This is a genomic window from Halalkalibacter alkalisediminis (assembly GCF_028610705.1).
GTDB classification, from domain to species: Bacteria; Bacillota; Bacilli; order Bacillales; family Bacillaceae_D; genus Halalkalibacter; species Halalkalibacter alkalisediminis.
Genome location: NZ_JAQQWT010000035.1, coordinates 1 through 19,876, shown reverse-complemented (window position 1 = coordinate 19,876; position 19,876 = coordinate 1). Strand labels below are relative to the sequence as shown.

The 19,876-nt window shown below is 36.8% G+C and carries 18 protein-coding genes and 3 pseudogenes; 18 read left to right on the top strand and 3 right to left on the bottom strand.

The window, feature by feature from the left end; all coding sequences use genetic code 11:
* The first annotated feature begins 14 nt into the window (after window positions 1–14).
* The 3 genes and pseudogenes from PQ474_RS22335 (at window position 15) to tatC (ending at window position 1,576) form a co-directional block, all read left to right on the top strand.
* A complete protein-coding gene (locus PQ474_RS22335; protein ID WP_273847806.1) occupies window positions 15–554 on the top strand; it encodes a RidA family protein in 540 nt (179 codons plus the stop codon).
* Between the two features lie 31 nt (window positions 555–585).
* A complete protein-coding gene (locus tag PQ474_RS22330) occupies window positions 586–807 on the top strand; it encodes a twin-arginine translocase TatA/TatE family subunit (protein ID WP_273847805.1) in 222 nt (73 codons plus the stop codon).
* Between the two features lie 44 nt (window positions 808–851).
* Window positions 852–1,576 (top strand): annotated as a pseudogene (gene tatC / locus PQ474_RS22325) (twin-arginine translocase subunit TatC).
* Window positions 1,577–1,612: 36 nt separating this feature from the next.
* On the opposite strand, the gene PQ474_RS22320 reads toward tatC, so the two are convergent.
* The gene (locus tag PQ474_RS22320; RefSeq protein WP_273847804.1) at window positions 1,613–2,335 is read right to left on the bottom strand and encodes a lipase family protein; all 723 of its coding nucleotides are present in this window, start codon (window positions 2,333–2,335) and stop codon (window positions 1,613–1,615) included.
* 95 nt (window positions 2,336–2,430) lie between these two features.
* On the opposite strand from PQ474_RS22320, the gene PQ474_RS22315 reads away from it, so the two are divergent.
* The 11 genes from PQ474_RS22315 (at window position 2,431) to rpiA (ending at window position 11,004) form a co-directional block, all read left to right on the top strand.
* Complete coding sequence (locus PQ474_RS22315) at window positions 2,431–2,721, top strand: AMP-binding enzyme (protein ID WP_273847803.1); 291 nt, start codon at window positions 2,431–2,433, stop codon at window positions 2,719–2,721.
* Window positions 2,722–2,989: 268 nt separating this feature from the next.
* The gene (locus PQ474_RS22310) at window positions 2,990–3,988 is read left to right on the top strand and encodes a LacI family DNA-binding transcriptional regulator (protein WP_273847802.1); all 999 of its coding nucleotides are present in this window, start codon (window positions 2,990–2,992) and stop codon (window positions 3,986–3,988) included.
* A gap of 24 nt (window positions 3,989–4,012) precedes the next feature.
* Complete coding sequence (locus PQ474_RS22305) at window positions 4,013–4,963, top strand: sugar kinase (protein ID WP_273847801.1); 951 nt, start codon at window positions 4,013–4,015, stop codon at window positions 4,961–4,963.
* 14 nt (window positions 4,964–4,977) lie between these two features.
* Window positions 4,978–5,613: a 3-hexulose-6-phosphate synthase gene (gene hxlA, locus PQ474_RS22300; protein ID WP_273847800.1), complete on the top strand. Its 636-nt coding sequence runs from the start codon at window positions 4,978–4,980 to the stop codon at window positions 5,611–5,613.
* A complete protein-coding gene (hxlB, locus tag PQ474_RS22295) occupies window positions 5,597–6,154 on the top strand; it encodes a 6-phospho-3-hexuloisomerase (protein ID WP_273847799.1) in 558 nt (185 codons plus the stop codon). Before hxlA ends, hxlB begins: the two co-directional genes overlap by 17 nt.
* A gap of 60 nt (window positions 6,155–6,214) precedes the next feature.
* On the top strand, window positions 6,215–7,252 hold the full coding sequence (locus PQ474_RS22290) for a TRAP transporter substrate-binding protein (protein ID WP_273847798.1): 1,038 nt from the start codon (window positions 6,215–6,217) through the stop codon (window positions 7,250–7,252).
* A 68-nt stretch (window positions 7,253–7,320) separates the two neighbouring features.
* Window positions 7,321–7,800 carry a TRAP transporter small permease gene (locus PQ474_RS22285; RefSeq protein WP_273847797.1) on the top strand — a complete coding sequence of 160 codons (480 nt, stop codon included), beginning with the start codon at window positions 7,321–7,323 and terminating at the stop codon, window positions 7,798–7,800.
* Window positions 7,800–9,086, top strand: coding sequence for a TRAP transporter large permease (locus tag PQ474_RS22280; RefSeq protein ID WP_273847796.1), 1,287 nt, complete (start codon window positions 7,800–7,802; stop codon window positions 9,084–9,086). Before PQ474_RS22285 ends, PQ474_RS22280 begins: the two co-directional genes overlap by 1 nt.
* Before the next feature lie 43 nt (window positions 9,087–9,129).
* Window positions 9,130–9,408, top strand: coding sequence for a cupin domain-containing protein (locus PQ474_RS22275; RefSeq protein ID WP_273847795.1), 279 nt, complete (start codon window positions 9,130–9,132; stop codon window positions 9,406–9,408).
* Between the two features lie 110 nt (window positions 9,409–9,518).
* Window positions 9,519–10,298, top strand: coding sequence for a class I SAM-dependent methyltransferase (locus PQ474_RS22270; RefSeq protein WP_273847794.1), 780 nt, complete (start codon window positions 9,519–9,521; stop codon window positions 10,296–10,298).
* Between the two features lie 25 nt (window positions 10,299–10,323).
* Window positions 10,324–11,004 carry a ribose-5-phosphate isomerase RpiA gene (gene rpiA, locus PQ474_RS22265; protein WP_273847793.1) on the top strand — a complete coding sequence of 227 codons (681 nt, stop codon included), beginning with the start codon at window positions 10,324–10,326 and terminating at the stop codon, window positions 11,002–11,004.
* Window positions 11,005–11,242: 238 nt separating this feature from the next.
* Here rpiA and PQ474_RS22260 read toward each other — a convergent pair.
* Window positions 11,243–11,471 (bottom strand): annotated as a pseudogene (locus PQ474_RS22260) (Lrp/AsnC ligand binding domain-containing protein); the annotation flags it as partial.
* A gap of 652 nt (window positions 11,472–12,123) precedes the next feature.
* Between PQ474_RS22260 and ppc the strand changes: the two are divergent.
* The 4 genes and pseudogenes from ppc to PQ474_RS22245 all read left to right on the top strand — a co-directional run bounded on the left by ppc (window position 12,124) and on the right by PQ474_RS22245 (window position 17,883).
* Entirely contained in the window at window positions 12,124–14,877 is a 2,754-nt protein-coding gene (gene ppc / locus PQ474_RS22255; RefSeq protein WP_273847792.1) for a phosphoenolpyruvate carboxylase, read from the top strand.
* Window positions 14,878–15,041: 164 nt separating this feature from the next.
* Window positions 15,042–15,209: pseudogene (locus PQ474_RS26690) on the top strand (carbon-nitrogen hydrolase family protein); the annotation flags it as partial.
* A gap of 58 nt (window positions 15,210–15,267) precedes the next feature.
* Complete coding sequence (locus tag PQ474_RS22250) at window positions 15,268–15,942, top strand: GNAT family N-acetyltransferase (protein WP_273847791.1); 675 nt, start codon at window positions 15,268–15,270, stop codon at window positions 15,940–15,942.
* Window positions 15,943–16,581: 639 nt separating this feature from the next.
* Window positions 16,582–17,883, top strand: a complete 1,302-nt coding sequence (locus tag PQ474_RS22245) for an MEDS domain-containing protein (RefSeq protein WP_273847790.1) — start codon at window positions 16,582–16,584, stop codon at window positions 17,881–17,883.
* A gap of 361 nt (window positions 17,884–18,244) precedes the next feature.
* Here PQ474_RS22245 and PQ474_RS22240 read toward each other — a convergent pair whose 3' ends face one another.
* Window positions 18,245–19,192 carry an L-lactate dehydrogenase gene (locus PQ474_RS22240; protein ID WP_273847789.1) on the bottom strand — a complete coding sequence of 316 codons (948 nt, stop codon included), beginning with the start codon at window positions 19,190–19,192 and terminating at the stop codon, window positions 18,245–18,247.
* Window positions 19,193–19,876: the final 684 nt, after the last annotated feature.

Below are 19,876 nucleotides of genomic sequence, written 5' to 3'. Positions count from 1 at the left end.
GGAGTGCCGAATCAATGAAAAAAACAGCTAAAAAATTAGTCGTAACTGGATTGGTAGTTTCTAGTTTAATGGTAGGAGCAACGGTAGGAGCAAGCAGTGAAAAAGCAGAACTAATGAAAGCAAATGCAGTCAAATTCTTTGGCAGTTCTACTTCGTCAATTTCAAGTTCAGTGGCAATTCCACATAATTATCATACACTTTACTTTAGTGGAACGGTACCTAGTGTGATTAATCGAAACGGGGAAACCCTTTATGATCGTTATGGTGATACAGAAACACAAGCGATTTCGATCTTGGAAAAATTTAAAGCAGATCTAGAGGGAAAAGGATTATCCATGTCTGATATTACATATCTTCGTGTTTATGTTGTGCCAGATCCTGCATTAGACGGGAAAATTGATTATGATGGATGGTTCAAGGCTTATGCTAAGTACTTTAATACAGATGAAAATCCAGTAAAAACAGCTCGTTCAACAGTTGGTGTGGAAGGATTAGTGAATTCTGACTGGTTAATTGAGATTGAAGCAGAAGTTGCTTATACAGGCGGGAAGTAAGTCATTTGAATAAAAAAAGGAGAGACTAACTATGTTTCACAACATTGGAGTTCCGGGTTTAATCTTAATCCTCATTATTGCCCTTGTCATTTTCGGTCCATCTAAACTACCTGAAATAGGACGAGCCTTTGGTCGAACGTTAACTGAGTTCAAAAGTGCGACAAAAGACCTAGTTTCTGGGGAGTCGGAAGAGGATGCTAAATCAAAGGATGTAAAAAAAGTTAACAGGAGTTACTTTTATAAGAAGGTGTAAACGACTGTTTACATCTTCTTATTCTTTAAAAGGGTGTGAGACAAATGGATATAACAGGAATGCAGTTAGAAGGTCATCTTGAAGAACTTCGAAAACGGATCATTTTCATACTAGTTACCTTTCTTATCTTTATGTGTATAGGCTTTGTATTTGTGGAGGAGATATATAACTGGATCATTAAAGCCGCCGATCAGCAACTGACCATTCTCGGACCAAGTGATATTCTTTGGATTTACTTTGTGCTAGCTGGTTCATTCTCAATTGTGGCAACAACTCCAGTGGCACTTTTTCAAATATGGAAATTTATTAAACCGGCGATCTCAAAGGAAAGCATAAAACAGTCGTCCTTTTTCTACCTTCTATTCTAATTTGTTTTATTGTGGGGATCTCATTTGGGTATTTTGTCCTTTTTCCAAGCGTGTTCGCGTTTTTAAACACATTAGCCACAGACCAGCTTATTACAATGTATACAGCAGAAAAATATTTTAAATTTCTCTTGAATTTAACGTTACCCATTGGATTTTTATTTGAGATGCCAATTGTTATTATGCTCTTAACAAGACTAGGTATATTAAATCCCTTTTTGCTTGCAAAATCAAGGAAAGTTGCATACGTCATCTTAACCATCGTTGCTACTCTTGTGACGCCACCAGACTTCATTTCAGCTATCATTGTTATGGGACCATTAATTCTTCTGTTTGAGATGAGCATCTCTATTTCAAAGATTGTTTATAAAAAACGATTAGTTTTGTTAAAAGAAGCTAGTTAAGAAGGATCGCACGAAGGCGATCCTTCTTAATATGGTTTAGTTTTTACACAAAGCAGCCACACCTTTTATATACGTATAAATACTATGATTCCCGCGTAATGTATCGGTTTGTATCCCAAAAGATTTCTCCTGTAATACATGCTGGTAATGCCAGGGGTGATTCGAGGTGGGTGAATAAATAGACTCAGGTGGTAATAAGGGGACAATGTCGAATACATTGACATAGCGTTGGCTTTGTTTGACAGAGGTGTTAAACGCTTTAGCAAACAAAGTATCGCCAACTCGCGGGCTTGCAAAAGTATAAAGGTAAGTATTCAGTCGATTCGTTGCTAAATCATAGGCACATAACGTAGCAAGAGCAGCTCCTAGACTATGACCTGTGACATAGATTGTTTTTTTTCGAGAAATTGTATTAAGACTTTCCAAGATGGTGTTTCTACACGATTCATAAGTCGATAAAAAACCGGTGTGTACGAGATTGTTTTCTGATGTAAAAGGAAAGGGAGTTTGAGAAACTTCAGCATCAATGATCCAATCAGGGTCTGAATCGGTTCCTCGAAAAGCGATAATGATGTTGTGCTTAGATTCAATAACAAAACCGAACCATTCCTCTTCCCAAAAAGCGACTGCTTTAAAGCTTGCGATCTTTTTATATCCCTTTGGTATTGTAAAATCACCGTTATGTTCAAATTGGTTGTATGTTTGTAAACAGCAGTTTGCTAGAAACAAAGGGAGTTTCTTTTTATCTGAATGGTACATGTTGTTTTTCCCTCCTGTTGAATCGTTTATCTATGTATATGTCGGGATGTTAGTCTAGGATTCAAGTTGTGTCAAAATAGAGCGAATGAGAGGTTATGGAATATAAGCATGCCATTGGTGATCAACACAGGCGAATTAGAAAAATGTATGAGGACACTATTATTTACTTCCCGGGGCGTAAAAAGGACATAATTTTGACTATTACAGGTGGTGAAAAGGTATATCCACTTGAAATCGAGCATATTATTGCCGAGCTAGACGAAGTATCTGAGGCAGCAGTCGTTGGAATTCAAGATGAAAAGTGGGGTGAAATGGTTACCGCATTTATTGCTTTGAAAGGGCAAACGTATTTAAGTGAAGAAAACATGACAGACACTTGCAAATAGCTCATTGTAGGCTACAAAGTACCTAAAATGCTTCGTTTTATGTCTGCATTACCGAAAACAGCTGTAGGAAAAATTGATAAAAAACAATTAATAAAGAGCACTCGTTAAAACTTGGGGAAACCCAAGTTTTTTTAGTTGGAACGAATTATTGAATAAATTTAAATTAAATGGTTGTAAAACGCTTTCATTTGATTTATACTCTAACTAAACCGGTTTACTAAACCGATTTATCGAAAGCGTTTAAGTCAAGTTTATATGGAGAATGCCTATGAAAACAGTCACGATGAAGGATGTAGCGGAACACGCAAACGTTTCTAAAAGTACGGTCTCTCAATATTTAAACAAGAGGTTTGATTATATGGGGGAAAAAACGAAAGAAAGAATTGAGAAAGCCATTGAAGAGCTAGGCTATCAGCCCAATATTATAGCAAGAAGTCTAAAACAAAAGTCGACTTCGACGATTGGTGTGATTGTAGCTAATATCTTACACGCTTTTTCAACCCAAGTGATACGGGCCATTGAAGATCATTGTCATGAATCTGATTTCCATATCATTGTTTGTAACGCAGATGATAACCCTGAAAAAGAAAAGAAATATATCGAAATGTTATTAGCGAAACAAGTTGATGGATTAATTATCTTTCCGACAGGTGGAAATGTTGAGCTCTATAAGAGGTTGCTTAAAGCAAACTATCCAATTGTGTTTTTGGACCGAATGGTCGAAGGTGTGAACATACCATCTATTATGTTAGATAATGAAAAAGCTTCAAGTTTAGCCGTAGCTCATTTCATTGAAATGGGATATGAACGAATTGGAATGATCACCACTTCTACAAGCCTTAATGTGGTTACAAGGATTGAAAGGGTGAATGGGTTTAAAAAAACGTTAAATGCAAATCAGCTACCTATGACAGAGGACTATATTAAAAGTTTAGAAGTCAAAGAAATCCAAAATAGTCTCGAGAATATGTTGAAGCAAGCCCATCCCCCACAAGCTTTATTAGCGGGAAATGACCTTGTACTAATGGAAATATTGAAATTTGTGAAAGCGCATTCTATAAGAATACCAACAGATCTGGCTATTATAGGGATTGATGACGTTGGCTTTGCTGAATTGTACAATCCTGCCTTAACGACCGTCGCTCAACCAACATATGAAATGGGAAAGCAAGCAGCAGAGTTAATTCTATTAAAGATTCAAGGTAAGAATGAGATGGATGATCTCAATCGATTTGAGCCTACTCTAATAAAAAGAGAATCTTGTTAATTTGAGAATGGGAGGGAATATAAGATGGATGTCATTACAATAGGAGATGCTATGGTATCTCTGAATCCGCAAACAAAGGGTCCGCTAAGATTTGTCGGATCATTTGATCGGAAAGTAGGGGGAGCTGAATTAAATGTTGTGATTGGTTGTTCGAGACTCGGACTAGAAACAAAGTGGATCAGTCGATTAGGAAAGGATGAATTTGGCAGGTATATCTATAACTTTGTACGTGGAGAAGGAATTGATGTAACGGATGTCGAGTTCGTAGAAGGATACCCAACCTCTGTTCACTTTAAAGAAATTTTGGAGGATGGAAGTGGAAGTACGTATTATTATCGATTGAACTCACCTACGACAACCATCACGGAAAATTCACTAAGTGTGAGTCAATTTGAAGGAGCGAAACTTCTTCATATAACGGGTGTTTTTCCAGCGCTTGATAAAGATAAGAATATTGAAGTGATAAAGAAAGCTATTTCGTTAGCTAAAGAACAGGGAATGCTGATTTCTTGTGATCCAAATATTCGCTTGAAGCTTTGGAGTAAAGAGGATGCACGAATGGCATTAAGAGAATTCCTTCCTTTTGTTGATATTCTCTTGACAGGACTCGATGAGGCTGAACTATTATTTGGAACAGATCAACCTGCCGAAATGATTCAAGCTAGTAAAGATCTAGGAATCTCTTATGTAGCCATTAAACAAGGAGATAAGGGTTCAATTGGCTATCACAATGGGGAGTTCATTGAATCACCACCAGTAAAACCAAAGAAGGTAGTCGACACGGTTGGAGCCGGAGATGGATTTGATGCAGGTTTTATTTATGGAGTGTTGCAGCATTGGCCGTTAGAGAAGATTTTACGATTTGCGAGTACCATTGGATCCATGGTCGTCAGTGTCTCAGGTGATAATGAAGGGTTGCCTTACTTAGATGATCTTCTTGTTCAATTAGGAGAAAAAGAATTAATTGAAAGATAGAGTAGGAGGAACGTATGAATATTCAATTAGCGCTTGACCGTCTAAGTAAAGACGAGTGCTTTCGGATTCTTGAAGAAACAAAGGAATCGATTGACTGGATTGAAATTGGAACCGGTGTCATTAAAGAATATGGAATGTCAATTGTACGTGAAATCAAAAGCAAATATCCAGACAAAACCATCGTTGCCGATATGAAAACATGTGATGCTGGGAAATTTGAAGTGATTCAAGCCTTTGAAGCAGGAGCAGATATCACAACAGTTATGGCTTTTTCGGCAGATAAAACCATTACGGATACTCTTGCTGTTGCAAAGCAATATCAAAAGAGAATCATGATTGATTTATTAGGGGTAACAGATAGAAAACGAGTGAATCAGTTAGAAAATTTGGGGGTTGATCTCGTTAGTTTGCATTTTGGAAAAGACATGCAATCTGAGGGAGAAATGGATACAGATATATTCTCACTCATACAAAATGATTCCATGTTGGAAGTAGCAGTAGCAGGGGGAATAAATCTAGAAACACTGCCGGCTATCTTGAAAAAGTACCCTGATACAGTGATTGTTGGAAGCGCTATTACGAAGGCGGATAGTCAAGCTGCTGCTAAAGAAATGAAAGGAATGATGGACCTCTATGAAAGCAATTATTGATACGGTTGCCAATGAAATTACGACCGTCCTAACGAATGTAAATGAAGAGGAAGCTCTGCAACTAAGTAAAGAATTAAAACAAGCTAAGAGGATTTTTATTTCAGGAGAAGGACGCTCTGGATTAATGGGAAAGGCATTTGCCATGCGGTTAATGCATGGCGGATTCCATGTGTATGTGATTGGAGAAACGATCACTCCAAGCATTGAGGCAGATGACTTATTAATTGCGATATCAGGTTCGGGTTCAACCGGAGCAAGTTTTCAATTTGCTCAGAAGGCAAAAGAAGTAGGAGCTACGGTCTTTCTAGTGACAACGAACAGGGAATCTAAAATGGCTGAAATTAGTCATGGAGTACTCGTCATTCCAGCAGCTACAAAGTATCGTCACCCGAATGAACCAAAGACGATTCAGCCTTTGGGGAATCAATTTGATCAGTCGGTTCATCTCGTTCTAGATGCGGTCATTATTGGCACATTAGATGCTGAAAATGCAGAAGCGGAATTCACCGAAATGACCAAACGTCATGCCAATCTTGAATAATATAAGCCTCCCATACGATTTCAGCTCTATAAAAATATAAACACTACAGGGGGAATTAAAATGAAAAAATTAATCTTATCAACAGTGTTAACAGCCGTAACGTGTTCGATGCTATTAGTTGGATGTGGAAATGGTCAAGAAACAGGGGCTACTGCTGATCGGGATGGAGTGGAAAGCATCAAAATTATTGCTGCACACAACCAAACATCACCAGATAATCCATACCAAGATGGGCTAATGAAATTTAAGGAAGTAGCAGAAAGTAAGTCTGATGGCGCTATTGAAGTTGAAGTTCACGCTGGTACATTAGGAACAGAAGAATCGGAATTAGTTGAGAAGTTAAAACTAGGGGCTGCAGATGTTGTCCTTGTATCTCCTGGTTTCATGACAGCAACAGGAATTAAAGAAGTAGATTTATTTGCACTTCCTTACTTATTTGAGAGCTATGAGCATTGGGAAAATGTAGTAGACGGTGAAGTAGGAGAAGAAATTGCTCATTTAGTAAATGAGAAGTCAAACAACGATTTTAAAATCATTGGGTACTGGAGTGCGGGGGTAAGACATTACTATGGGAAGAAGCCATTAGAATCTATTGAAGATTTAAAAGGGATGACAATTAGAACACAAACTTCAGGGGTTGTAGCTGATTATTGGCAACAAGTTGGAGCGATTCCTACTTCGGTTGCTTGGGGCGAATTATACCAAGCATTGCAACAGAATGTAGTAGATTCAGCTGAAAATGCTTACCCCTATTACATTCAACAAAATCATCACAAAACACCTAACGGAAAGTTTACGACCGAAACGGCTCATGATTACACGACTCGTCTTTTACTAGTAAGTGGAAAGAAATTTGACTCAATGACCGATACGCAAAAAGAAGTTCTATTAGCGGCAGCTGAAGCGTCTATGGAAGCAGAGCGTCAAGCCTTATATGCTCAGGAAGAAGAGTATAAAGAGTTAGCACTAACGGATGGTGCAGAAATTAATGAAATCGACAGGACTCCATTTATTGAAATTGCAAAGCCGATTCATGAAAAAGCAGCTCAAGACATGGGTGTTGAAGAATTACTAAAGAAAATTAATGAATTGAAGTAATACATTAAGAAAAAGGGAGGAGAGGGACAATGTCCTCCCTTTTATCTTCTAGATAAGAAGGTGAGAATATGTTTATTAGGTTATTAGAAAAAATTCAATTAAGTATCGGAGTTATTTTTTTAGTCATTTTCTTCATTGCTATTCTTATCCAAGTGATTAGTCGGTATCTCGGTATTTCGATTATCTGGACAGAAGAAGTTGCGACGAACGCTTTTATCTGGGCTGTGTTTATGGGAGCGGCGGTTATGGTAAATAGAAAAGATCATTTTAATTTTGACTTACTGTCTAAACTATTCAAGGGTAAAAAGAGACTGACCCTTAGTATTGTAAATGATTCTATTCTATTAATTTTCTGTGCGGCTTTATTTTTCTATAGCTTAACAGCCTTAACGAGTTTCTGGAATTATAATTGGGTAACTTTACCAATGATTAAAATGGGTTATGTTTGGCTAGCTCTTCCTGTAATGACCATGACAATGGTCATTTATTTAGTGGCTCACATCGTTGGAAATGTGAAACAAATGATGGTCGGGGAGGGAAGCGTGTAATGGGTCTATTATTAATTGCGATTTTCTTAGTGTTAATGTTTATCGGCGTACCGATTGCGTTTGTGATTGGGATCGTTGCCCTAGTAGGAATTTTTAATGTTCCTTATATTCCAGAGGTAACCGTTCCGGTGAAAATGTTAAATGGGTTAAACTCATTTGTGCTATTAGCCGTACCGCTGTTTATTTTAGCTGCAAACTTAATGAACTCTGGGCAAATCTCACAAAAGTTAATTAATTTTGCCCTTTCAATGGTTGGACATATTCGAGGTGGATTAGCCCATGCTAATATATTAGTTTCGATGATTTTTGCAGGGGTTTCAGGTGCGTCTCAAGCGGATACAGCTGGAGTTGGAAAAATTTTAATTCCTAATATGAAGAAACAAGGATATGATACGGCAACAGCTGTTAGTGTAACAGCCGCTTCTTCTACGATTGGGGTTATCATTCCACCAAGTATTCCGATGATTATCTTTGCTGGATTAACAAATGCTTCGGTTGGAGCTTTATTTTTGGCTGGGATTATTCCTGGTGTTTTAGTGGGGCTTGGTATGATGGTGCTGATTTATTTTTATTCAATTAAAAGAGGGTATCCTAAATACGAGAGAACCTCATTATCTAAGTTTTCTAAGTTGTTTCTTGAAACCTTTCCGGCTCTCTTAACACCAGTTATTTTAATAGGTGGTATTATTTCAGGGTTATTTACAGCAACGGAAGCAGCTGCATTTGCTTCTTTATACACGTTACTTATTAGTATGTTCTACTATAAAACATTGAAAATAAAAGACCTGCCCAAGATATTAGTAGACACTTTAACGTTAAGTTCACTCTCGTTATTTGCATTAGCGGCCGCAAGCGCATTAGGGGAACTTTTGAGTTATTATCAATTAGCGACATGGGCACAAGAATTTTTTGCAAATAATATTGATAGTAAGGTTGTGTTTATTCTAATCATTATCCTGTTCTTCTTATTTATCGGAACGTTCATGGATGCGATTCCGGCGATGATCTTATTTATTCCAGTTATATTACCAGTCGCCCTACATTTTGAAGTGAGTCCGGTATTACTTGGATTAATAACGATTATGACACTTGCCATTGGTTTGGTAACCCCCCCATACGGTCTATGCTTACTGTTAGCTGCGAAAATAGGGGACATCTCAATTGAAAAATCATTTAAAGCGGTCATACCATTTATCGCAGTCATTTTAGTTGTATTGATTTTTGTAGCGTTTTTCCCAAATATTGCTTTTTATATTCCTAAATTAATTAGTCCAAGCTTCTTTTAACGAGTTAATTTTGTTATAAGATAGTAGAAAGGTAGATGTAATCATGGTAACTAGAAATATATTAAATAACCAAGGCTCGTTAATGTTTGTCAAAGTGGAACTAAAGGAACGTTTTCACGGTGAAATCGATCAACATGTCGAAGAGCAAATTAGTTATATTGAAAGTGGATCAGTTGAATTTGAAGTTGGTGGTGTTAAAAGACTTCTTAAAAAAGGGGATATTCAATATATTCCCTCGAATGCAGAGCACCGTGTTAGAGTGATTGAGGAATGTGTGATCTTAGATGTGTTTACACCTCTTCGAAAAGAATTAGCAAAATAAAGGTGGAGGAGGATATCCTCTTCCTTTTTTTGTGAAAAGAGAAAGCTCTAAAGGGGAATAGCGAGGTATAATGAAGATATGTTAGGAAATATTGGAAGGAGTGTTTGCAGGTGAATAAAAAAAGCAGTAAAGAAGAGGTACAAGAGCAGTTTGGGAAAAATGCAAACCATTATGTAACAAGTAAAACTCATGCTAAAGGTCAAGATCTACACAAATTAATCGATATTGCTGAAGTGAATGGCCCTGAAATCGTCTTGGATATTGCTACAGGAGGTGGACATGTAGCTAATGCGCTTGCTTCAAAAGTAAATAAAGTAATCGCGCTTGATTTAACGTCTGAAATCTTATTGGAGGCAAAGAGATTTATCGACTCCAATGGCCATTCCAATGTAGAGTTTGTTCAAGGCGATGCAGAACAGCTTCCTTTTGAAGATCATACTTTTGATTTAATTACTTGCCGTATAGCTGCACACCATTTTCCTAATCCTCGCTCGTTTGTGGAAGAAGTGTTCCGTACATTGAAAAACAAGGGGACATTCTTATTTATTGATAATGTTGCTCCTGAGAAAGATGAACTTGATGCTTTCTATAATACAGTTGAGAAGGACAGAGACTATAGTCATTTTCGTGCTTGGAAAAAAACAGAATGGATTCAGATGATGGAAGAAGTCGGTTTTGAACTGGAGGAACTTCACACGTTTAAAAAGACATTTATCTTTGATGTATGGGCTGAGATGATGAAACTGTCGGCAGAAAATCAAAATAAATTGTCTGCTTTCATGCAGCAATCTTCGCAAACGCATCATGATAAATTTAGAATCAAGGTTGCAGATGGTCAAGTAACATCTTTTACAGGAGAATCCGTTTTAATTAAAACAAAGAAATCGTAAAGAGTAGAGGGAGAGTGGTTTGGGAATGGAACAGATTGATGTACAGAAAAAAATGGCTGGAAAAAAGGCTGTTGATTATATAAAAGATGGAATGACAATCGGACTTGGTTCGGGATCGACGGTCTACTGGATGATGAAAAGATTAGGAGAGCTTGTGAAAGAAGGACTTGATATCAAGGGGATTCCATCTTCACTTCGTACGGAAGGTTGGGCGAAACAGTTCGGTGTACCTTTAACTGATTTTTCTAATACGCAGCAGTTAGACCTTGCCATTGACGGAGCAGATGAAGTTGACCCTCAGTTTAATTTAATAAAAGGTGGAGGAGGATCGCTTGTTAGAGAAAAAATTGTTAACACAGCTTCCAAGAAACTCATAATCATCATTGATGAAAGCAAGTTAGTCGATCAATTGGGAGCTTTTTCTCTTCCAGTTGAAGTCGTCCAATTTGGTTATGAAGCTACAGCCCTTCAAATTTCGAAATTAGGGTGTGAACCTGTACTACGTATGAATGGGAAGGAACCATTTGTTTCAAACAATGGAAATTTCATTTTAGATTGTCCTTTCCGAGTAATAAATCATCCAGAGCAATTGAACGATGATATAAAATCGGTAGTTGGTGTCGTAGAAACAGGGCTATTTTTAGGGATGACGGATTTGGTTATTGTTGGAAAAGATGCTTGTGTGGAAGTGTTGGAGAACAGTTGATAAACATGGAAGTGGTTGAAATGTATTTTAGCTGTTAGGTACCTGTATTTTCAGGAATGGAATATTGAGGTACCTAAAGAGCGAATTAGGTACCTGTATTATTAAGTAATTCAATTTTGAGGTACTTTAATAAATGGATTCCCTATGTGGTCTCTCAATACACTTTTTCAGAACTACTTAAACTGGATTGAGTAACTTAACCGCAACGTGTGGAGCCGCTGCCATTTCCTCGAATTATTTATAAAGCCCGATAATAGTGCTCTCCTAAACAGACGGTATTTACTTGGTAAAGTCTTATACCCATAATGCTTCTGTAACGATTGATTAAAACTTTGCAATCGACACTAGTAATTCCAGGTAAGGTATACAGTTTTTCTTTCAGAAACAGTTCCATTTCTTGATTTGTTTTTAAAGAGGCCATGCATATGCAATTTACTAGGTCCTGTCATATGATACAAGCTTGTGACAATGGAAACAATACTACGATCAATTTCATCAAGTCTTCATTAATCGGTGGTTTCATTGACATGACTTACTCTCCTTGTGGGATGATTCGATAGGTGAACCATGGAAAAGAGTTGAGTATCGTTCTTTTTGTTGAGCCGGTCTTGTTTTCTTTTTATAGAATAGGTAGAAAGGTAAGATCATCAAAACGAAAAAGGCAAGTTATCTAGAATATGAAAACTGGGACACTCAAGGAGACATGAAGCTCCAGAAATATGAGACAGTTTTTCTTATTAAATAAGATAGTTATAAATAAAAGAGGTAATAATAATGTAATAGCGACCTTTGAAAATAAAGGCGTCGTTTTTCTAATTAGCTTTTGCTAAAAAGGAGTATGATCTGAAACAGATAGAGTGGAAATTTGAGGTGTTGGAAGATTTTTACCAATGAACTAATCATCATTATGAAAACGTTTTAAAATACAAAATAATCAGAATATATTGAGGTTTTGTTCTTCTTATGTTAATATAATAAGTACTCATAGGCAGTACATAGATCTACTGTGGAGGGACACTTTTTGTCCAAGAGGGCATAGGGCGCCCTTTTCTTATGCGTTCATTGTTTGCAATGTAAGAGTAAGAGAGAGAAAATGTTTGGAATTAGGAGGCTGGTTAAATGATCGATGTAGCAGATAAGAACTTACTTCTACGTAACGATGTCAAAAAACTAGGGAACATTCTGGGAGAGATTTTAGTTCATCATGGTGGAATTTCACTTCTTGAAAAAGTAGAGACGATTAGAGAACTAACCATCAACTTACGAAAAAACTACAGTGAAGAATCCTACAATCAACTAAAAGAAGAGATTGCTTCACTTAAGCCACCAACACGCTCACAAGTCATTCGCGCATTCTCTATTTACTTCCATTTAGTAAATATTGCAGAGCAAAACCATCGAATTCGTCGTAGACGCGAATATCAATTGCAAGAAGACGGAGTGGTTCAACCGGTTTCGATCGAGAGCGCGGTTGCTTCAATAAAAGAGGGAGACTTTTCGGATGAAGTAATCCAACAAGTGTTGAATGATTTATCAATTGAGTTAATCATTACGGCGCATCCAACGGAAGCAACGAAACGAACGGTCCTTGAGATTCAAAAACGTATTTCTACTATTCTTCAAGAATTAGATAATCCATTGTTAACGAAGAAGCAGAGAAAGAATTTGGAAGACAGTTTATTTAATGATGTAACAGCCCTGTGGCAAACAGATGAATTACGTCATCGTAAGCCAACAGTAATAGATGAAGTGAAAAACGGTCTGTATTATTTCAAAGAAACCTTATTTGATGTATTACCTGATATTCATCAAGAATTAGAAGATCAATTGGAAGACTACTTCCCTGAAAATAACTGGAAGGTTCCTAATTTCTTGCATTTTGGTTCATGGATTGGTGGGGATCGTGATGGAAACCCTAATGTTACACCAGAAATCACATGGGAAACATTGAAGCTACAACGAAAATTGGCACTACAAAAATATGATGAAGCAATTGTTGATTTAATGAAACGATTTAGTCAGTCCACATCTCGTGTTTCATTAGATGAAGAGTTGGTTAAGTCGGTTGAACAAGATGAAAAGAGATTTATGAAAGATGATGAAGTTTGGCCGGTTGCATCTGAAATCTATCGCCGTAAATTTGCGATCATGTTAAAACGCATTCGTGAAGTAGGAAAGTCAGACCAGGGTTATCAAGTTTCTGAAGAACTTGTAAATGATTTAGTGATAGTGAGAGAGAGTGTAGAAAAACATCAACCGTCTAATAAAAAATTAAAGACCATTCGTAAGGTTATTCGACAGGTGCAGTTATTTGGTTTCCATTTAGCGACCTTAGATATTAGAAATCATAGTGGTGAGCACGAAGCAGCGATTACGGAAATTTTAAAAGCGGTAAATGTAACGGAAAACTATGCTGAATTGTCAGAGGAAGAGAAAGTGAAACTTCTGAAGGATGTTCTTAGTGAACCAAGACCACTCTTACTGCTTGAGGATGATTATTCTAAAGAGACACAAGAAGTTCTAAAGGTGTTCAAAATGATCAAGAAGGCACATGCTGAGTTTGGTAGTCGTTCGATTGAAGTCTATCTCGTTAGTATGACGCAATCTTCAAGTGATTTGCTAGAAGTTCTTGTACTGGCAAAAGAAGCGGGAATTTATCGTCTGCATGCAGATGGTACTGTAGAAAGTGGAATTAATGTAGCTCCATTACTGGAAACTGTAGATGATTTAGTAGCTGGTCCTAATATTATGAAGACCCTCTTTGAACTGGACGTTTATCGTAACCATATTCAAGAGCGAGGGAATCATCAAGAGATTATGCTAGGTTACTCTGATGGAAGTAAAGATGGAGGAACGTTAACAGCGAACTGGAAGCTCTTTAAAGCCCAACAAGAAATTCATAACATGGCGAAAGAATTTAACATTGCCTTGAAATTCTTCCATGGTCGAGGTGGTTCTCTTGGTCGAGGTGGTGGTCCATTAAATCGCAGCATTCTGTCTCAACCAGCAGAAACACTTGGGGACGGAGTGAAAATTACAGAGCAAGGGGAAGTATTATCGTCTAGATACTTGCTTGAGGATATTGCTTATCGTAATTTGGAACAGGCTGCATCGGCATTGCTTGAAGCGTCTGCAAAGGTTGCTAAAAAATCAGAACAAGGTCAGATTCGAGATAATGAGTGGGAAGTTGCAATGGAGGACGTTTCAACTCACGCCTTGAAAAAATATCAATCGCTTGTTTTCGGAGATCAAGACTTCTTAACATACTTTAAACAAGCAACGCCATTAAAAGAACTCGGAGCATTAAATATCGGTTCTAGACCAATGAGTCGTAAAGGCAGCGAGCGTTTTGAAGATTTACGGGCCATTCCGTGGGTGTTTGCTTGGACGCAATCTAGACAAATGATTCCAGCTTGGTATGCTGCTGGTACAGGCTTACAAACCTTTGCATCTGAAAAAGCTGAAAACCTTTCATTGTTACAGGAGATGTATCAAAAGTGGCCATTTTTCCAATCAACAATCAACAACTTGCAAATGGCATTAATGAAAGCAGACTTAGCAACTGCAAAAGAGTATATTAATTTAGTAGAAGATCAAACCATTGCTGATCGAATATTTAATGATATCTCTGAAGAGTACAAACGTACGCAAGAGATTTTATTGCAGATCTCAGGTAATCAAAATTTGTTAGATCATACTCCAAATATTCAAGAATCTATTCATAGAAGAAACCCTTATGTAGATCCTCTTAACTTCTTGCAAGTAGATTTAATTCAGAAAATGCGACAATCTGAAGCAGAGTCTGAAGAAGTCATGACAGAAGTGCTTCTCACTATCAGTGGAATTGCGGCAGGGTTAGTGAATACAGGCTGATTTATAAAAAATAAGTAAAAATGATTGAAACACATTCCTTTTTGATTGAATGACCAAAAGGGATGTGTTTTTTTGTGTTAAAATGCTGTTGTTAATACGTTAGGAGGGATTTAGATGAAACTTTTCATATCTGCTGTTCAATAGAGGTAATTATGGGCAGGCAGCTCACACCAAATGATGTTCCGTTTCCGCAGCATGGAGTTTTAATGGAGGACGAGATTAACCATGACATGAACATTACCCGCCGAACTCGATTTATCGTTTTTGTATGATGTGTGCTTGAATGGTCTGTGACGACGTGGCGCGATCGTCGTTTTGACTTGTATCCAGACTTAGGTGTTAATACAATGAAGAAAGTAGACACTATTGATGAAAGGGTAAAGGTGAATAATGACATATCAAAAACAATTATTCCTTTATAATCAAGATCAAAATGTAGAAGTGGTCATCCGAAATTATCATGAAGCTGACTTTGATCAACTGATTGATATTCAAAAAGCAAGTTTTCCTCCGCCATTTCCATCGGAGCTATGGTGGAATAAAGAACAGCTTACCAATCATGTGACTTTCTTTCCTGAAGGAGCACTTTGTGTGGTAGTAGAAGGAAACGTAGTTGGCTCAATGACTGGTTTATTAGTAGAATTTGATCCTGCAAAGCCTACTCATACTTGGAAAGAAGTGACAGATGATGGATATATTAGAAACCATAACCCAAATGGGAATACGTTGTACGTTGTCGATATCTGTGTCCATCCAACATATCGAAAGCTCGATTTAGGTAAATGGCTAATGCAATCGATGTATGAAGTAGTAGTTCATAAAGGACTCGATCGTTTGCTTGGTGGTGGAAGGTTGCCGGGATACCACAAAGTAGCAGACCGGATGTCGGCAGAAGACTATTTAGAAGCGGTCGTAAAAGGCAAGCTTAAAGATCCGGTCACTACCTTTCTTCTCCGATGCGGTCGCACTCCTTTAGGACTGGTGGGTGATTACTTAGAGGATAAGGAATCGCTTAATTACGCTGCATTAATGGAGTGGAAAAATCCGTTTAAGAATTTATCTTGAAATGAGGGATTGTAGAAAATTAGATTCTTAAAGAGGCAGGCCTTTCTTTTCATTCTCCACTGAGATATTAGATCCTGGTTGGCATGTTTATAGGGTGGACTAGAATTGATTTAAATGAACTATCATTTTGATGTTAACGATGCTTATATTGATTTAAGGTATTTCTCGATTATGATTACTTCTTACTATGCGGTGCATTACCGGCATAATTGCAACCGTTATGTTTACGTTGGGTCGATTATTCTTTTTTAGTGGTAGGATGAATCCAACGATTGTTGCCATAACAGGTGTTCATATTAGGAATATGTAGTATAACTTTGTCTTATTTCCTCCGAAGTTGGTCTAATATGGAGATGGACGGTTGTCACAGGACAAAGTATTATCCTTGGTAATTTTTTCAAGTGGCTGATAGAAGCCTTGTACAGAGCAAAGAGGAATGTCTGTAATCGGGTTGAGGTATAAAAGTAAGCATTTTAATCGCCCTTAAAAAGGTGTACTACTATTGAGTTACTAGTAGTACACCTTTTTTGAATGAGGCTTTTGAAGAGTGGGTTCGCGTCGAAGAAGAATAGATAGATTCTGATTCAATTGATTTTCAAAGATAGTGAGGTACAATAAGATAATCATAAGGAGGCTAACATGTCACAAAAAACAAATAGCATTTCTCTCACACAGAACATTCAAGTGAATGAAGGTTCTCATATCCTTTATTTTTATGAATCTGAAGAGAAATACATAGAAAACCTCGTTTCTTTTATATTATCTGCAAAATCTATGAATCAGCATGTCATTATCATTGAGAGTTATGAACGTTATGCTAGAGTATTAGAGAGATTAGGTAATCAATTGCAAGACATAGAGCTTGTAGAAATCCTCCATTATAAAAATAATATTGAGTTTTATCAAATACATGGTGATTTTAAATTTGAACGGGCTTTAGAAAATTTCAAACAAACGGTTCAACCGTTTGTCGATGAGCAGCTTTCTGTTCGGGTGTGGGGCGAAGTTTCTTGGTCTGATTTTAAAGAGTCACAAGAAGGGTTACATAGATACGAGTGTGAGGCAGATATAACGGTTAGTGAGATTGGGTATATAACCGTTTGCTGTTACGATGGTAATAAGGTACCTGCATCTATTCAAACAAACTTGATGAGAAGTCATCCTTACTTCATGACAGATTCGGACCTAGTAAAATCAGCTCTTTACAATCACAAAGATCATACAGTGTTTCCATCTTTGTCCGCGCAAAAAAAGATCGAATCAGAGCTTGATTTCTACCGTCAGAAATTAGATTTTATACACGTAGTTGCGCATGAAGTGAGAAATCCGTTAACCGTAATTAAGTCATTTGCAACAATTTTAAAATCAGAGTTACCTGATAAAGATATACAAGCTAAACTAAGTTTAATTGAAGACTACTCTGTTGCCATTGATCATGAGATTCACCATATCATTCAGACAGAGCAAATGCTCACAATTGATACTTTTTGGAAAACGAAATTGATAAAAGCGCTGCCAGCAATGAAAGAAGTTATCGATATTCTGACGATAAAGGGTAGAACCCAAAACATTAAGTTAACAACGGATCTCAATGTTCCTGAAAACACAATCATCAACGGGAATTTAATGGGTTTCAAGCTAATCATCTCAAATTTGTTAAGTAATGCAATCAAATATAGTCATGAGGGTGGAGTTGTTACTGTTAAAAGTTTTGTAGAAGAGAACAAACTTCACATACTTATAAAAGATAACGGCGTTGGAATGACACAAAAGCATCTTGATAAATTATTTCAAAAGTATCAAAAAATAAACCAAGAAGTAGCGGGACAAGGAATTGGTTTATTCATGGTTTATCAGCTTGTTAGTCATTTTAAAGGAGAGATACAAGTAGAAAGTGAAATGGAAAAAGGAACTGAAGTTAGAGTGAGCTTCTCTGTATAGGAGAATTTGTTAAGTGTTTCTTGGAAAGAATAGCAGGCTCTTTAGGAATAAAGTGTAAAAAAGGTAGTGAGTTATTTTAGACTTCGCTACCTTTTTATTTTAGTTGTTCTTCTTTATTTCGTGTCTCGAGATGCTGTGCATGGGTACACCCCATTCACTCATCATTTCTAAGATCGGAATAGGCTTTTGCCATGGTTTGATAATATTCTATTTTAGGAGGGATTTGTGCGTACACTTTTCTACTTTTGAGATCATGCTTGGTGTAACTGTGGATACTAGAGTAGAACAATAGTGCTTAAATAGAAATTAAAGCTACATGGAAAGTCCCTTCAGTAAAGGTAACTGAAGGGACTCTTTTAGGTTAATTAATAACAGGAGCCATAATCTCCCGTAATACTTTTACAGAAGTATCAAACTGTTGCTTTTCTTTATCGTCTAAGTCAATTTCAATAATCTGACGAATTCCTTGGCGATTAATAATCGCCGGCACTCCAATAAATACATCGTGATGACCATACTCTCCATTAAGATAAACAGAGACAGGAAGAATGCTATTTTCATTTTGAAAAATGGCTTTAGTTATACGTACTAAAGACATGCCTATTCCGTAAAAAGTGGCTCCTTTTCTTTCGATAATATGATAGGCAGCATCTCTAACATCTTCGAAGATCGTTTCAAGTTTTTCCTTAGTGTATTCATCATTCTTCTCTAAAAATGATTCGAGCTTCTCAACACCTATCGTTGTGTGACTCCAAACAGGAAGTTCTGTGTCGCCGTGTTCGCCTATAATATAGGCGTGTACGTTTCTTGCATCAACATCAAAGTAATATCCTAACATATACCGTAATCGAGCGGTATCTAAAGTGGTACCTGAGCCAATGACTCGTTCTTTTGGTAGACCAGATTCTTTCCATGTAACATATGTCATGATATCTACTGGGTTAGTAGCAACTAAAAACAAGCCGTCAAATCCACTTCTCATAATATTTTTAACGATGTCTTTAAAAATTGCTGTGTTTTTCGTTATAAGGTCAAGCCTGGTTTCACCAGGTTTTTGAGCAAGTCCAGCTGTTATAACAACTAAGTCTGCGTCTTGACAATCTTTGTATGTTCCATTCCATACTTTGATCGCTTGGGGTGCGAACGGTAGGCCGTGATTTAAGTCCATAACTTCACCTTCAGCTCGTAACTCATTTACATCTATAAGAACTAGTTCTTCAATAACTCCTTGGTTGATTAAAGAGTAAGCATAACTACATCCAACTGCCCCTGTTCCAATTAATACAACACGATTCACTGTTCCTTTCATATTTAAAACCTCCCAGTTAATAATTTGATGAGCATTGATTCTTTGATTTATAAAAATAGTATAGCACTTAATTGTGAAGTTCTTCACAATTAATTTGTATATTTTGTGAATTGATTCACAATAAGTTGTGATACATGATATAAAAGAGCTTTCTGACGTCAAAAGATTACTGAGTGGATTGTGTTATTTCAATATCAGGGGAGAAGGAGATTTACAAGATGAACTGTTAAGTTGGTTTGTGAGTACCCGGTTCCTTAAAGCTATAAATGTTTATTAAGGAAGTATATAATGTAGAGGTGTTGGCGTCTTAATGGAAATTAAAATTATTTGCGAATTTTGTTTGTATTTGTCTAGTTTATATGATAAATTAATATATCTCAGCAGAAATCACTAAAATAATTGAAAATGGTAATTGCACGGAATGTTTTATTGTGTTAATCTATTTTTGTCTTTAAGATTGATTTGAACAAGCAATGAAGTTTTTTTTTTTTTTTTTTTGGAAAATAGTTGCGCGGAATTTTTATTTGTGCTAAGATATTAAATGTCGCTGAGTTAATAAACGACGACATGAAAAGAGTTCTTTGAAAACTGAACAAAAGCCAAGCGGAAAGAGAAAACATGATTTTCTCGTCAATTTTAAGTGATTTTGTAAAATCACAATGAAGTATCGTTAGCGATACAGTT

Excerpts from the sequence above, each read along its gene's own strand:
- PQ474_RS22305 (WP_273847801.1), top strand. The coding sequence starts at position 4,013 with ATGGATGTCATTACAATAGGAGATGCTATGGTATCTCTGAATCCGCAA.
- PQ474_RS22275 (WP_273847795.1), top strand. The coding sequence starts at position 9,130 with ATGGTAACTAGAAATATATTAAATAACCAAGGCTCGTTAATGTTTGTC.
- hxlA (WP_273847800.1), top strand. The coding sequence starts at position 4,978 with ATGAATATTCAATTAGCGCTTGACCGTCTAAGTAAAGACGAGTGCTTT.
- hxlB (WP_273847799.1), top strand. The coding sequence starts at position 5,597 with ATGAAAGCAATTATTGATACGGTTGCCAATGAAATTACGACCGTCCTA.
- ppc (WP_273847792.1), top strand. The coding sequence starts at position 12,124 with ATGATCGATGTAGCAGATAAGAACTTACTTCTACGTAACGATGTCAAA.
- PQ474_RS22285 (WP_273847797.1), top strand. The coding sequence starts at position 7,321 with ATGTTTATTAGGTTATTAGAAAAAATTCAATTAAGTATCGGAGTTATT.
- PQ474_RS22330 (WP_273847805.1), top strand. The coding sequence starts at position 586 with ATGTTTCACAACATTGGAGTTCCGGGTTTAATCTTAATCCTCATTATT.
- rpiA (WP_273847793.1), top strand. The coding sequence starts at position 10,324 with ATGGAACAGATTGATGTACAGAAAAAAATGGCTGGAAAAAAGGCTGTT.
- PQ474_RS22335 (WP_273847806.1), top strand. The coding sequence starts at position 15 with ATGAAAAAAACAGCTAAAAAATTAGTCGTAACTGGATTGGTAGTTTCT.
- PQ474_RS22320 (WP_273847804.1), bottom strand. The coding sequence starts at position 2,335 with ATGTACCATTCAGATAAAAAGAAACTCCCTTTGTTTCTAGCAAACTGC.
- PQ474_RS22240 (WP_273847789.1), bottom strand. The coding sequence starts at position 19,192 with ATGAAAGGAACAGTGAATCGTGTTGTATTAATTGGAACAGGGGCAGTT.
- PQ474_RS22280 (WP_273847796.1), top strand. The coding sequence starts at position 7,800 with ATGGGTCTATTATTAATTGCGATTTTCTTAGTGTTAATGTTTATCGGC.
- PQ474_RS22290 (WP_273847798.1), top strand. The coding sequence starts at position 6,215 with ATGAAAAAATTAATCTTATCAACAGTGTTAACAGCCGTAACGTGTTCG.
- PQ474_RS22250 (WP_273847791.1), top strand. The coding sequence starts at position 15,268 with ATGACATATCAAAAACAATTATTCCTTTATAATCAAGATCAAAATGTA.
- PQ474_RS22315 (WP_273847803.1), top strand. The coding sequence starts at position 2,431 with ATGGAATATAAGCATGCCATTGGTGATCAACACAGGCGAATTAGAAAA.
- PQ474_RS22245 (WP_273847790.1), top strand. The coding sequence starts at position 16,582 with ATGTCACAAAAAACAAATAGCATTTCTCTCACACAGAACATTCAAGTG.
- PQ474_RS22310 (WP_273847802.1), top strand. The coding sequence starts at position 2,990 with ATGAAAACAGTCACGATGAAGGATGTAGCGGAACACGCAAACGTTTCT.